General features: G+C 66.3%; 9 protein-coding genes. All 9 read right to left on the bottom strand.

Annotated features, from left to right (window positions below; all coding sequences use genetic code 11):
* Positions 1-28: 28 nt before the first annotated feature.
* Positions 29-808, bottom strand: a complete 780-nt coding sequence (locus tag J4G12_04085; protein ID MCE2454985.1) for a carboxypeptidase regulatory-like domain-containing protein — start codon at positions 806-808, stop codon at positions 29-31.
* A 95-nt stretch (positions 809-903) separates the two neighbouring features.
* Complete coding sequence (locus J4G12_04080; GenBank protein ID MCE2454984.1) at positions 904-2,205, bottom strand: hypothetical protein; 1,302 nt, start codon at positions 2,203-2,205, stop codon at positions 904-906.
* A 12-nt stretch (positions 2,206-2,217) separates the two neighbouring features.
* A complete protein-coding gene (locus J4G12_04075) occupies positions 2,218-5,181 on the bottom strand; it encodes a TonB-dependent receptor (GenBank protein MCE2454983.1) in 2,964 nt (987 codons plus the stop codon).
* A 220-nt stretch (positions 5,182-5,401) separates the two neighbouring features.
* Entirely contained in the window at positions 5,402-6,325 is a 924-nt protein-coding gene (locus J4G12_04070) for a DUF4340 domain-containing protein (protein MCE2454982.1), read from the bottom strand.
* Positions 6,326-6,460: 135 nt separating this feature from the next.
* The gene (locus J4G12_04065) at positions 6,461-8,383 is read right to left on the bottom strand and encodes a Gldg family protein (protein ID MCE2454981.1); all 1,923 of its coding nucleotides are present in this window, start codon (positions 8,381-8,383) and stop codon (positions 6,461-6,463) included.
* Positions 8,374-9,105, bottom strand: coding sequence for an ABC transporter permease subunit (locus J4G12_04060; protein ID MCE2454980.1), 732 nt, complete (start codon positions 9,103-9,105; stop codon positions 8,374-8,376). The genes J4G12_04065 and J4G12_04060 overlap by 10 nt, the downstream gene beginning before the upstream one ends.
* On the bottom strand, positions 9,102-9,842 hold the full coding sequence (locus J4G12_04055; protein ID MCE2454979.1) for an ABC transporter ATP-binding protein: 741 nt from the start codon (positions 9,840-9,842) through the stop codon (positions 9,102-9,104). Before J4G12_04055 ends, J4G12_04060 begins: the two co-directional genes overlap by 4 nt.
* Positions 9,839-12,301, bottom strand: coding sequence for a peptidylprolyl isomerase (locus tag J4G12_04050; protein ID MCE2454978.1), 2,463 nt, complete (start codon positions 12,299-12,301; stop codon positions 9,839-9,841). The genes J4G12_04055 and J4G12_04050 overlap by 4 nt, the downstream gene beginning before the upstream one ends.
* Before the next feature lie 10 nt (positions 12,302-12,311).
* Complete coding sequence (locus tag J4G12_04045; GenBank protein MCE2454977.1) at positions 12,312-14,495, bottom strand: M28 family peptidase; 2,184 nt, start codon at positions 14,493-14,495, stop codon at positions 12,312-12,314.
* Positions 14,496-14,497: the final 2 nt, after the last annotated feature.

Below are 14,497 nucleotides of genomic sequence, written 5' to 3'. Positions count from 1 at the left end.
GAATGCCGCGAAGCCTTGTCACCTCTTGCTAGCGGATGACTCTCTTGGTCCAAATCGCGATCGTACCGCAAGGGTCGTTGAACTTGCCCGGAGCACCTCCGCGATAGACCTCGATCCCTTCCAGCTCCTCGACCCGCATTATGTCGAGCGACTCGATGGTCGAGCGAATGCCGTCGAGCCAGACTTCGGGCCGACAGCCCGGATGACCGCTGGTCAAGCTGCTCCGCTGGTTCATGAAGACCTGTGAACCATAGACCCCGCCCCAGACGACGGTCACTCCGCGCACGTTTTGAAAGAGCTCGGTAACCGAGGCCGGCTGCTCTTCTTCGATCTCGGAGCGTTCAATGAAGGTTCCGCGGAATCCCTGGCGTTTTCGGTCGTAGAATCCCTGACGAGCCAGCACCACCGACCCTACCGTCACCGAAATCTCGTCGAGCTCGATGGCCTCTATCCCCAAGCTGACTGAAATGTCGAGAAAGGTGCCCTCATCGATTTCGAGGCTGTCGCTTCGGTCTCCGTACCCCAAGAGTTCGACCCGCAGATCGTAGGCACCGCCGGCCACCTCGGAAAGGAGGAATCTGCCGTCCTGATTCGTGACGGCGGTCCTTCCAAAGACCTCCCGGCCCTCCCCGTAGGGAACGAGAACGAGCCGCACGTCAGCAAGCGGTTCTACCGACTCCTGATCGATCACCACACCTGTGATGACGCCGGCTTCGGTCCTGCGCTGTGCCTCGAGCTCGGTAAGCGGACCCATAGCTGCGAGAACCAGAACTGCGGCTGCCACTGCTTTGCGGTCCAGCGTTACCACCTCAGGCCTCCCTCGTTTGATTTAGCGTCAACCGTGGGGCGGCTCGGTAGCACCGCCCCACGGCGTTCCAACGTTTTTCCTCTTCCTGCCGTCGCTTACCCGGCCCTAGGCAGGCAGCGCTGCGCCAGGTCGTCGACGATGTTGGGGTTGTAGAGCGCTTCGGTGTCGCTCATGGGGAACTGTGTCGGACGGTTCGTGCCGACCCGCTCGTCGTCGTTGAGCAAGTCGAAGATGTCCTTGGTGATTCCCAGACGATGGAGATCGATCTGACGCCGGCCCTCCATGAAATGCTCGGCGAAACGCTCGTTGAGCAACAGGAATCCCGCCTCCTCGATGGTGGTGGGCACAGGCAGGGGTTGGAGATTCACCGACGCCCGCAGACCATTGACTATCTGCATGGCGCTGGCGAAGTCACCTCCGAACATGGCGGCCTCGGCCTGGATCATCCGCATCCCTCTGGAGTGAAGAATGGGGATCGGCGCGGTCTCCGAGTCGTATTTCCACTGCGACCGGTGACCCGTCTCGTTGTCGGTGGCGATCTCCCCGTCGTAGTAGACCGGAAGCCGCATGTCGGGAGCGCCGGTCGCCCAGTCGGCCATGTATCCCGCATCATCGCTCAGCGCGATCCGGTTCCAGTATCCGTGCTGGATGCCGGCGGCCTCGTTCCAGGTCTTCGTGGTCAGAAGGACCACCGAGTTCCGGGACTGAGCGTTGAAGATGGCATCGTAGGAGAAACCGTCGGGAATCGACGCCGCGTCCGCCGCCGCCGCCGCGTAGTTGCCCAGCAAGTGGTTGGCGGTGGCGCGGCCCGCTCGTGCTGCGGTGGCGTAGTAGGTTTCGCCCGCCGCCATCGCGGTGCTCTCCCCCCGATCGAGCTTGGAAACCGCCTGCGTCAGAATCTGCGCTGCCGACACCGCGTCGCCGGTGGGATCTGCGGGCGACTCGCAGAAGGTCATGCCGATCATGAGATCGACCAGCCCCTCGGAGACGTGGACCTGCGCCATGAGATCGGTGCTCGCAGCCTCCCCCGCACCCAACACGCGCTCGAAGCGCTCCGCAGAGGCCCTGGCGAACCAGCGAGCCCGCAACCAAGCGTTGTTGATCCCGTCCATCGCCGAGGTCCCGTACTGGAACCTGCCGTGGTCGGTCTCGTCGTAGCCGCTCCAGGTGCCGGTGTGCTGATACTCGTCACCGAGAAGCGCCTGGTAAATGACCCAACTGTCCACAACCTCGTGGAGCGCCCCCTCGACGCCGTCGGCGACGGCGTCGAGGGCGTTGTCGAGATCTTCGTCCGTGTACCGCTGGGGATCGGGCACGGTGAGCAGGTCACCGCACGCTCCCAGCCCGAGCATCAGGGCGACCGCGGTCAGCGGCCACCTAATCCTTGAAGTGTTCATGTAGGTTCCTCCTTAGAATCTCGTTCGAACCGTAAGTACCATGCGCCTCGGTTGCGGTAGTCCGAGGAAGGGCGACTGGCTGAAATCGTCACCTCCCCTGTACTGCTGGTTGGGATCGGGGCAGTTGCAGTTGTCCCACCAGTGCAGATTGTAACCCGTGAGCGAGAGCGTCGTCGTGGAGAGTCCCATGCTCGAACTGATCGCCGAAGGTACGGTGAACTGAAGCGACGCCTCCTGAAGTCTGATGTGGTCTCTGGAATCCACGGGCGTGGCCAGACGGTGGAAGTTCAGCACCGAATCCGCCGCTGCGGTGGGATCGCCGTTCGAGTCCAGGTGCATGACGTACTCGTCGTAGGCGAGCTGGCGAACGCCGTAGCCGCGATCGGAGTTCCACATGCTGGCACCCATCTCGCCGCGGAATTGGACATGAAGTCGCAGGTTTCGGCCGAGACTGAAGGTGTTCCACACGGAGCCCATGAGGTCGGGCTCGCCCTTTCCTCGATAATAGCCGTAGGTGGAGCGTACGTGCTCGCCCGTCGCCGGATCCCAACCCAGAATGCCCCTGCCGATCATCTCGAAGATCGGGTAGCCCTCGTATAGGCCGCCGACGCGGTTCACGTGCTCCCAGCTCACGGGCACGTTGGAGATGTCGCCCTCGGCGTAGATGGGCAGCGAGTCGAGCTCGGCCGTTTCACCCAGATCGAGGATCTTGTTCTGGGTCTTCTCGAAGGAGAATCCGGTGTTCCAGCGGAAGCCGGACCGATCGACAAGGGAGGCGTTGATTGTCGCCTCGATGCCGCGGTTCATGATCTGGCCGACGTTGCGAAGCTGTGAGCTTCCGAAGCCTTCGCTCGGCGGCAGCGCTATACCCAGAAGCGCGTTCTCGATCAACTGATGGTAACCCGTGAAGTCGACCGCGATCCTGTTGTCGACCAGACCGATGTCGAAGCCGGCTTCGATTTCGCGCTTGATCTCGGGCTCCAGGTCGGCGTTACCCGGGTTGCTGGGCGATACGCCGGGCCGGTCGTCGAGGACTGTGTTCGGCAGGTAGGTCTGGAACTGGGAGAATGCTCCGGGGGCCTTGCCGGCGTACCCGAGCGCACCCCTCAGCTTCACGCTCGATAGCGTCGAACCCATCATGCTCTGAGGCAGGTTGTAGGCCACGTCGACCTTGGGGTAGACCTGGAAGCCGTAGTTCACGCCGAAGGCGGAGTTGCCGTCGATGCGGACCGCGGCGGTCATGAAGAGGTCCTCGGTGAACTCGAAGCGGTTCTGAGCAAAGCCGCCGACCTGGATGGACTCGAGCGAAGTCTCGCCACCGAAGGTTTCCGCCGCACCACCGACGGTCGTGACTCCCTCGCCCGCGAATCCGCGGCCGGTCGCCATCGAAGTGCTCGTCAGGTCCCATCCTCCCTGGGCACCGAACGCGATCTCGCCGGTGAGGCCGAAGACGTTCTCGTAGTTGAGCGTGCCGATGTAATTTCCGGTGAACTTGCGAGCGTTGCGGTAGCCGATGTTCCGCTCGCCGACGGTGCCGATGTAGGTGTAGTGCTTCCCAAAGGGAAGGTTGCGCGTTTTTTGGTCGTTGACCGCGTCCAGCCCGATCGTCGCCTGGTGGCGGAAGTTCGGACTAGGCACCCAGTCGACCTGGACGCTGCCGGTCCATCGGTCGGTGTCGGAGTAGGTCGAGATCGCCTTGGCATCGGCCACGTTGACATCGAGCCCGCCGCCGTAGGGCTCCTCGGCGGTGGCGTTGGTCGGCCGCGAAAGCAGCGCGTTGGTGTAGATGCCGAGCCAGTTGTTGCCCGACTGGAGCGACCAGATGCGGTTGCGCACGTAACCGGACCGGACCTGGACGGTGACGTCCTCGGCGGCGGTCCAGTTGAGGTTGAGACGCAGGTTGCCGCGGGTCTGATCGTTGGGCTTGACCGATCCTTCCTCGTAGCCGATACCGGCGTTCACGAAGTAGGTCACATCCTCTCCACCGCCGTCCACCGTCAGGTTGTACGTGTTGACGAGACCGTTTTCGATCAGGGTCTCGTTCGGGTCCCACGGAACCGTGCCGTCGATTCCGACCAGAGTGCCGCGCAGAGACGTGGGGAAGTTCGCGCGGTGGCGGTTGAAGCCGAGCTGCGTGGTCAGGGCGAAGTTCGCCGAGCTGTTGTTCCGGCCTCTCTTCGTGAAGACCTGAATGACGCCTCCCGAAGCCTCGGATCCGTAGAGCGTGGCCGCCGCCGGCCCCTTGAGAACCTCGACGCGCTCGATCTCGTCGGGGTTCAGGTCCGAGAGTCGGTCCTCACCGGCGCCGCCGGAGAAAGCGCAGCAGGTCGTGCTTCCGCCGGCGGAGCTTCCCCATTCCACCTGACGGGAGTCGACCCGAACGCCGTCGATGTAGATCACGGGGCGCTGGCCCAGCGAGAAGGAGTCGGTTCCGCGAATGCGAAGTTCGCGGCCGGCGCCGACGCCTCCCACCGTCCCGATGGAACGCACTCCGGGAATGCGGCCTTCCAGCGCCGAGCCGAAACCGGCCTGGGGAGAGACGTCGTTGATGCTGGAGATGTCGAGGGTAGCCGGAGCCGATCCCAGCTTGCGTCTTTCCACCTCTCCGGCGGTACCCGTGACCACGATCTGGTCGAGTCGGATGGCGGACTGGCGAAGGCGGAAGTTCTCGACGGTCGCCTCACCTGAGGTGACCGTGACCTCCCGGGTCTCGGTGGCGTAACCCACGAACACCACCTGGACCGTGTAGTTGCCGGGCGTCAACCTCGTCATGAGGTACTGACCGGTAACGTTGGAGAGCACACCGTCCCGCTGGTCCACAAGCGAGATCTGCGCTCCATTGAGTGGTTGCCCGTTGGTGTCGTCGATCACCGATCCGGTGATGCTGCCGACCTGGGCGTTCAGAGAGGTCGAGGCGACCACGAGCGCGAGCGCAGCAGCCGCGACGCCTCCCCCCGTACGGTAGCGGATTGACATATCGTCACTCCTTCCTTTGGGTCTTCGGCCCGTCCCGCCCTCGCGGCGGGGCGGCCTGGCAATGTGCACCTCCCCGCTTTGCGCGCCGGAGAGATCGCCACTGTTGCCAAGGAAGGTACATCGACCTTCACGTAATGGCAACCGGTGGCTCCCGGCCCCGGCGGCGACTCTCGGAGACGTAGTGCGAACCAGATCGGCCCGGAGAGGCGTCGAAACCCGCCTAAAAGACTCCGAAGAGAGACTCTTCCACCCGGCGGGCGAGGGTGGCATCGGCGAGCGCCGGGAACACGGTGCGTTCGCTCGTCACCCAGTAAGTGTCGGTCTCAAGATCCTTCATGAGCTCGACCCAACCCAGCTCGTTCCCTTCGGCGTCGCGGTAGCCCAGGTTCACCAGAGTACCGAGCCGTTCGGCCATCGGAGGCGGCTCGAAACCGAGAACCGCCAACTGCCAGGATCGCTCCGCGAGCCTGACGGCCGCCTGCGAAACGCCCTCCGCAACGGTCCAGCCTCCACCCGTCTCTCTGGTGAGCGCGCCGGATCTTCCGTCGACACTCAGGGTGATGCCCCGGACCGAGCTCCACGGGAATTCGTGCAGGCGCCGAACCCTGAGGGCGCCCTGGCCGAGCTCAAAGGGGGTGATAAGGTCTCCCGCGAGCGCGACAAGTCTGGGACCGAGCAGCGCGAAGCGTTCCTCGCCGGCGGGCACCTCCCTGCCGACGAAGATTTCCATAAGCTCGTCGCCGAAGTCGAGGGTCAGTCGAGCTGAACCCCCGCCGAGGCCGTAAACCGCCGGGTCCCCGTCCAAGGGACCGAGGTCGCGCACGGGACGAAAGACGGCTAGCTCGGCGACGGCCTCCCGACCGAAATCTCCCAGCGGGTAACGCAGGGTCCGGCCGGCACCGTTCTCGACCGCGATCAGATGCTCGCCTCCGTCCGCGCTCAGTGGTCGAATATCCAATTGGAGGGTGGAGGACGAATAGGTGACCGCGGCCAGTTCCGAGAGCTTGTGCTCCCAAAGAGCCGTGCGGCCCGCATCGGCAGCACCCGGATCGGCCGTGACACGCAGAACAGCGGCCGCCACCAGCGCGATGACCAGGGCTGCCGCGTAGCCGCGCGCGCCAGCGGTCCTTGGCGAAACTAGCACGAGCACCGGGAACGCCGTAGCGGCCGTCCACAGCGCGACGAGAAACGAACAGAACCGCTATTCGCCCGAAGCGGGACGCCGAGCGCGGCGTCCGGCCGGCAGCTGCGTCGCTCGGCCGTGGGTGTCGACGGGCTGCTAGCCTTCACTCTTCCTCCTTCCGACGGTCAGGGCGATCCCGACGGTCAGCAAGGTGAGGGGCACGCCGAAGATGACGAGCTGGAACCAGACCAGATCTTCGGCGTGGGCATGCAGCACCGGCACGTCCTCCTCGGAAACGATGAGGCCCGCGAGCTCCTCTTCTCGCCCGAGCCAGCTCAGGTTGTTCGTGACCATGGCTGCGTTCGGGGCGAGCGATCTAAGCACTTCGTCGGTAAAGGGGGCCGCGTCGGCGTACACGATCGCCCGGAAGGTGTCGTCGGTCTTCGCTGCCGTCGCCGCATCGGAGTTGTCCGTCGGGGCGTAGGCGGCCTCGGTCGCGGCGACGAGAGTGATGCCTTCACGCGCTTCCGCTTCGCCGTCGAAGTCGAGGTCCCGGTCGAGATCGACGAAGGAGGACGAGAGAGCGTGGACCGTGGCGAACACCTGCGGGGCAACGGTCCGGTCGTCTGTGCGTGACGTGCTCGTCATGTCGAGGTGGCCGCTCCCGTCGAAGAGAACGCCCGTGCCGATGCCGCTTCGAAAGAGGACGTTCACCGACGGATGAGCCAGAATGCGGTCGGTGACGAGGATGCTTCGGTCGGCTCTGCCCCCCCGCCGCCTACCGTGGGTTTCCTCGTCCGCGACGGTCCCGGAGGCGACGTCCACGCCCAGGAGCGCGGCAAAGGGAGCCAGCTCGAAGTCGGAGTCGGGTTCGACCGCGAAGAGCGCCGAACCACCCCGCGCCAGATATTCGCGTACGGATGCCGCTTCCTCGTCCAGGAAGGGACGCTCGGGACCGATGACCAGCAGAATCGCCGCATCTGCGGGCACCCCTTCGGCGAGCCCCTGGCGAACGCCGAGATCCCTGGTTTCGTAGTTGAGCGCTGCGAGCAGCCGGCGCAGCTCGGCGAGCGGCAGTTCCGATTCGGGGTCGGTCTCAACGAAGCTCTCCGGCCCCGTAGCGAGGTCACGGCCCTCGGCGGACCCGTCGCTAAGCTCGCCATGACCTGCGGTGAGATAGGCGACCCTTTCCCGACGAGTCAACTTGGAAAGCGCTTCGTGCACGAAGCCGTCGAAAATCCTCAGGTTGCCTCTGGCCTCATCCAACGTCTCCGGAAGACCGATCCGCTCGTGGCGTCCGAGTTCGGCATCGGCATCGGTCGCGCCATCGACTCCGTCCGACGTCGAGGTCGGTGCGAGGACGATCATCCAGTCCCTGGCGATCCGGTACCGTTCAGCCGCGCGGGGATCGGCGAACCGGTCGATCACCTGAATCTCGAGACTCGGGACCTCGCGCTGGAGCTCCCGGAAATATCTAAGAACCTCGTCCTTGACGGGATCGACCTCCGGGAAAAAGAGAGTCGCTTCGAGCGGTTCGTCCATCGCCTCCGCCAGGTTGACGACGGCTTCACCGGGCATCGCGGTCTTGAAGTAGGAAAAATCGATCACGATGTCCTTTTCGGACGCTAGATACCCGACCAAGGTGAGGGTGGACCCAGCGAGGGCGGTCGCCAGAGCGGCGGTCGCCACCTGGACGACCCCCTCGGCCTGAGTGCGGGCGCGAGCCCAGCGGGTTGCGAGAGCCGGAAGCAGGCCGATGGCCATCGCCATCGTCGAGAGGGTGAGCAGAGTGCGACTGTATCTTCCGAAGGCGGCCTCGCTTTCGAAGTCAAGCCCGATGAGATCGGATCCGTTCTCGGTCGCCGCGAGGAAACCCGCGAGCGCGAGCCCACACCCGGCGGAGGTGGCGGCGAGGATCGTCGAGACCCGTCCGCGGTCGCGTCGCCAAGCCAGGAAATCGCGGGCTGCGGCCGCCAGCACGAGGGCGACACCGATCCCGGTGAACGCCGCCCTGAACGTGGAGTCGCCAAGGGCGTTCTCGCTCAACAGGACGAGAACCAGCCCTGCCGTCAGGACCATCTGCGGGCCTCCAGCGCCTTGACGGCGGCGATCAGGAAGAACGCGGTCACTGCGAGATAGTGCGTGACGTCGCGAAGGTGGAGTATGCCTGCCTGGAAGGTCGCAAAGTGGCGGCCGTGTATCGCCAAGGCGGCAAAGGCCCGCGAAAGCGGCGGATCGACAGCCTGGGAGAGCGGCCAAAGGAGGAACAGCATCGCCGTGATGCCGCCACCGACCGCGGCGGCGAGGATGGGTCGGGAAGTGAGCGACGACGCGAAAAGTCCGATGGCGGTGACCGCAGCTCCGAGCAAGAGGAGGCCCAGGACGCCGATCGCGATGTGCCCGAACGAAATGCGCCCGTTCACGAAGACGAGAAGGGGCAGGTAGAGGCTCACGAACGTGATCGCCGACACGAAACCGTACGCCGCCCAGAACTTGCCCGCAACAATGTGGAAATCGGTAATAGGCGAGGTGTCGAGAAGGACCTGGGTGCCGGTCACCCGTTCTTCGGCGATGAGACGCGCCGAGAGGACGGCTGCGGCCACGGCCGTAAGCCCGCTCGCGGAGTAGAAGAAGCTCCCGAGAGCCTCTCCTGAGAGCCGTTCTCCGGCCCCCGGGCCTAACGCCAAGGCGTAGAAGAGGACACCGTCAAGAAGGAGGACAGCGCTCGCTACCACGTAGCCCGTCGTCGATCGGAAGTAACTGGTCAGATCGCGGAGGGCGATGGCGCGGATCGTTCTCATTCGACCAGTTCCACGAGGAGACGCTCAAGCTCTCCACCGGCGACTCCGAAGTCGTCGGCGCTCCGGTCGGCGACCAACCTGCCCCGGTGGATCACGATCACGCGGTCGCAGGTCTTCGAGACCTCCCCGAGAACATGGGAGGAGACGACTATCGCGCTCTCCCGCCCGAGCTCCCTTATGAGCTCCCTCATGGCGACGATCTGGACCGGGTCGAGTCCGTTCGTCGGTTCGTCGAGGATTGTCAGAGAAGGCGAGTGCACGATAGCCTGGGCCAGACCGACTCGCTGCCGGTATCCGTGCGATAGCTGGCCGATCGGCCTCTCCGCGACCTCTCCGATGCCGGCCCTCTCGACCGCGGTTTCGACCGCCGCGCTCATATCTTCCTTTGCCACCCCTTTTATTGTTGCGACGAAGCGCAGGAAGGAGCGCACCCCCATGTCCCGGTAGAGCGGCGGACTCTCGGGCAGATAGCCGATGCGCCGTTTGGGCGTGAAAGCATCCCTCGCCAGATCCAGACCGTCGATGCGCGCAACACCCGAGGTGGGTCGAAGATCCCCCGCCATAATGCGGAGGAGCGTGGTTTTCCCCGCCCCGTTCAGCCCAAGGATTCCGACGATGCCTTTGCGGGCGATGGAAAAGCTGACCGGGCCGAGCGCCCGTTTGGCCCCGAACCGGCGTTCGACCTCTTCGACCTCCACTACCGGAAGGTCTCGTGCGGTCTCGGGCGTCCACTTCATAGCGAAAGGAGAAAACGGACTAAATCGGCTCGGTCGCGCTCGATCAAGTCGTGGAACGCCGCTCGCGCTCGGGCGGCTTCACCCCCGTGCGCGAGAACGGCCTCTTCGACGCTGGCCGCCCGGCCGTCGTGGAGGAAGCGCGAGCGGTGGCGCAACCCCCAGAGAGGCGCCGTGCGGTACTCGCCCGGCAGGGCGTCGTACCCGCACAGGTCCTCTCTCGCTCCACCGATGTCTCCTGCTCCGAGATCATGGAGCAGGAGATCGGTGTAGGCCGGCACCCGCAAGTTCGCAAGCGGTGGTTCCGCAACTTGCGAAGCTCGCAGTTCGGCCACGTGGCAGGCCGCACAGCCCGTCCGGTCGAAAATCACTCGGCCCCGCTCCACCGAGTCGCGCACCACCCCGGCAGGAAGGAGCTCGGGAGCGGGCGGGGCGAGGTACCGCACGTATTCGGTCAGCAGGTCCATGCCCCGCTCGTCCATCTCCGGTTCCTCCGCAGGGTCGGCGGAGCCGGGAATTGGCGAGCCGCCGGCGCGCTCCTCGGTGGGACGCTCGGGAGTGGTCAGTCCGAGTTCGGTTCTGAGCGCCTGCTCGACGAAGCCGCGCACGTCCGCAGCGTCTCCCTTGCGCCCGAAACGGGCGATCCGACCGTCCGCGAGTCTGGGGGCGCGACCGGAGACGCCGTCGCCGTCTAGATCTTCCGGGTCCTCCAAGGCCAGAACGGTCTCGTCGGGCACGGCCTCGAGCAGGCCCAGACCGAAGAGCGGAGGCGCGACCACCTGGGCGAACGCGGTGGCATCGTCGGGCCGGGTCTCGGGGGCGAGGCCGGCGGCGAGCGCCATCGGTGTGGCGCGGGCCTGGAGGTTGTCGCCCCCGTGAGCGGGCAGCAGGTCACAGCGCCCCGCGATGAAGGCGGTGGCCTTGCGGACCGGTATGGAGAGCCCGCCCCCCCCGACCACCGGATCATCATGGCAGCTCACACAGCGATCGGCGTTGAAGAGCGGTCCGAGACCCTCGTCGGGAGTGGCGACCCTCTCGAAGAGAGCCCGGCCGAGGAGGAAGCGACCGCGGCCGCCGTCGCCGATGCCGGGGAGCGGCCGGCCGAGCGCGGTTTCGGTAACGGCAGCGACAGGGACGGACCCTGTCCGCTCGGCTCCATCCATGGCGGCGACAATGAGTGTGCGAGCCCGATCGACCGCAGCCGCAGCAGCGTCCCTTCCCAATCTGGCGGTCGAGAGCAGCTCGGCGGCCAGGACCGGACCCAGCGACGGTCTTGCCGTCCGCCTGGCCGCCACTTCGCGCAGATGGACGCCAAGAGCGCCTTGGCCGGTCACGGCTTCGCGCCACGCCTCCAGGTCGGAGCGGTGTCGCTCGGCGAGCTCCTGGGCCGTCACGCTGTCGAGTGCAAGTCCGCGAGCCGCCGCCTCCGCCATCCGGAGCTCCCGATAGCCGAGCTCGTTGAGGAGCGCGGTTGTGGAGCGGTCGTCGGCGGAAGCCAAGCCTTGCCGTTCACCCGCCTCCAGGGCCGCGAGGTAGCGAGCGAAGGTCGCAGCCCGGAGGGCGCCGGCGGTCCAGGTGGCAAGCGCGGCTTCCCGGTCGAACCAGTCCGCAGGAGCGGCGGCGACGCGGCGGACGACCGCCCCCGCGCCCTCCACGACCCGGAAGCCGGCCGCCGCGAGCGCGGCTTCGGCCGAGGCCGCGTCGGCCTCGGCGAGCATGCGCGAGCCCAGGCGGTCGGCGTAGATGGCGCCCACCTCGGCGAAAGTGGGGCGGTACAGGAGGTGAAACCCGTCGACGGTCTCGATCACCGACGATACCGAACCCGGCTCCAGCCGGACTCCGGCCCGGTCAAGCTCGCCGGGAAGCTCGCCGGGGCCGAAGAGACCGAGAACCCCGCCCAGCGCTCGCGTCTCGTCGGCCTGGCTTTGGGCGACGGCCGCCGCCCATCCGCCTCCGGCCACGAGGTCCGCGAGGATACGCTCCGCCGTCCGCCTCTGAAGCGCACGTTCCGCCGGCGGCGTCTCGGGACCGACCCGCCGGAGGACGTGAGCGAAAAGGCGGAGTTCGCCGCGGTCGAAGACCTCGCGGGCGAGCTCGGGATCGTCCACCGTAGGCGGCGGACCGAGGCGGTCCTCGCGCTCGAGAGCAAGAACCGCCTCGCGGCGGGCGATCCAGGTGGCCGCGTCGACCGCGGTCTTACCGTTCAGACTGTCTCCGGCAGCGAAGGCGGTCGCGACCGCGGCGGAGAGCGCCCAGTGCCGAACGAGCTCCAGCGCCGGATCGACCTCCAAGGGGAACGGCTGGGCAAGAACCAGAACCTCCGCCAGCTGCTCCACCGTGAGAACATGGTCGCCTACGGAGGCCGCCATGCCCGGCGCCGGCTCCGCTTCCCCGGAACAGGCGATCAGCACCAGCAGCCCGACGATCGCCCTGACCGGGTACCTCCCGAACGCCGCGATCACCGCTGCGGCGCTATCCCTCTTCGGCGAGCGCCAGCGTGACTGCGCGCATGCGCTCCGAGAGGTCGTTCACGGCATTGACGTAGACTCGCTCCCAGCCGGGAAGGTCGCCGCGATCGTCGGTCTCGATCTCGTAGCGCAGTCCCGGAAGCATCCAGGAGGCGTAGCCGCTGAACGGGTCGGGCGAGACGTAGAGGGAGCGCGACCAAGGCCGGTCCTGAAGACCGCGATCGTTCAACCAAGCCTTCTCCAGTCCGATCAGCATCCGGTTCACCCCCTCGGCCAGAGCCGGATCGACCCGGTCGGCCGCTACCACGCGAGCGCGGGCGCCGTCGAGCTCGCGAGCGGCCGCCTCCAGTCCGACGGTGGCCGCCAGCAGATCGTCGAAGCCGACCGAGAGCCGACGCGCTTCGGCCACGGCGTACAGGGTCTCGACGTGGGTGCGCACGTCGTCGGCGTAGCGGACCACGTCGTACGGAAGGATGTCGGCGTTGGCAAAACGCAGAGCGAGCACGCCGTCGGCCCTCGCCACCATGGGGCCGAAGACGAAATCGACGTCCCCGAAGCGTTCGTACCAGGCGAAGTTGTCGTAGTTGGAGTGGTAGACCCCGCTCGGCGCTCCTGAACTGAGCCCGGCGGAAGGCACTCCGGCGTGAGTGTAGAAGGCGACGTGATCGGAACCGCCCCCCAGATTCCCAAGGTTGGGCTCCACCGAACCCTCGGGCGCCCTCTCCATCCACCAGTCGTATAGCGAGCGACCTTCGCCCGGGCGTTCCACGACCTTCGTCGCTTCGAGGATCGGTCCTTTCAAGGAAGGAGACGAGGACGCTCCGAAGTTGCCCCCGGAGACGGCGGCATCGGCGTTGACGTAGGCGACGGCGTTCGCCTCCAGCTCTTCCAGGAACTCCTCCACCCACTCGGTCGAGCCCAGGATGCCTGCCTCTTCGGCGTCCCAGTGAGCGATCATGATCGACCGCCGAGGCTCGCAGCCCCGCTCCCGGAGTTCGCCCAGAGCTTCGGCGAGGACGAGGAGCATCGCCGTGCCTCCGTTGGGGTCGATCGCCCCGAAGCCCCACGGATCGTAATGGGAGCCGAGCACGAACCACTCGTCGGGATACTCCGACCCGCGTACCGTGCCTACGACGTTTACCGCCCGGGTGAGCCGCTTGGGTTGGTTGACTCGGACGCGCACGGTGAGGTCGGTGCCGCCGGTCAGCCGGTAGGGGGCGTCGATGCCGCCCGCCCATCCCGGCGGAACCGTCTCGCCCTCCATTCTGCGCAGTATCTCTCCGGCGGCGTTCGAACCGAGAGGTAACACGGGAATTGTGTGCAGGGCGATCTCGGATGGATCGAGCCGCTCCACCTGACGGTCGCCGTCCACAGGCAGCGCGGGCACGAACGGGGTAAGCGGGTCCCCGGTCCAGGGCAGGGTCAGCACCGAACCCCTCTGGATGGTCTCGCCGTTCATCATCGGCCCCTGGGGGTAGATGTCGCCTGTAGCGCCGAAGCCGGGATCGTTGAACATGATGACGCCTGCGGCTCCTCGCTCCTCGGCGAACTTCACCTTGTAGCCTCGGAAGTTGCCGCCGTAGCGCGCGATGACGATGCGACCTTCCACCGAAACGCCCATCGAGTCGAGCGCGAGGTAGTCCTCCCTGCGTCCGAAGTTGGCGTAGACCACCTCTCCGGTCACGTCGCCGGTACCCGAAAAGGCGTTCCAACCGTTCAGCAGATCGGGGTGGCCGCTGAAACGGTCCTCGGGGAGCGCGGGCTCGCGGTTGGAGAGGCGCAGGGCCGTCGGCGTGACGATGTGCGCCTCCACGTCGTCGGTGAGCTCCGGCAGGTAAATGTCGTAAGGATGCGACCTGACCTCGAGCCCAGACCGCTCCATGACGGCGGCCAGGTACTCGCCGACCCTCTTCTGGGCCTCGGATCCGGCCGGATGCGGCTCCGACGTGATGGTGCGCAGGTGTTCGCGGAACGAGTCGCTCGAAGGCAGACCGAGGAACTCCGCTTCGCAGAACGCTTGCCGTTCGGCGCGGTCGGCGGTGAAACCGACCAGTCCGGTCGTCGCGGCTTCCTGCGCCGCGGTTACAGCGGGTGCCGCCGCCCCCGGGACGAATCCCCCGAGGACGGTGACGATGAGCACGACGTTTTTCGGATGCAGCGCCGTGATGCCGTGGGAGGCATTGTCCACGG

It is taken from the genome of Gemmatimonadota bacterium, assembly GCA_021295815.1.
Taxonomy (GTDB): Bacteria; Gemmatimonadota; Gemmatimonadetes; order Longimicrobiales; family Gaopeijiaceae; genus JAGWBQ01.
Note: the sequence above shows the minus strand (reverse complement) of the source record. Positions and strands in the feature narration are given on the sequence as shown.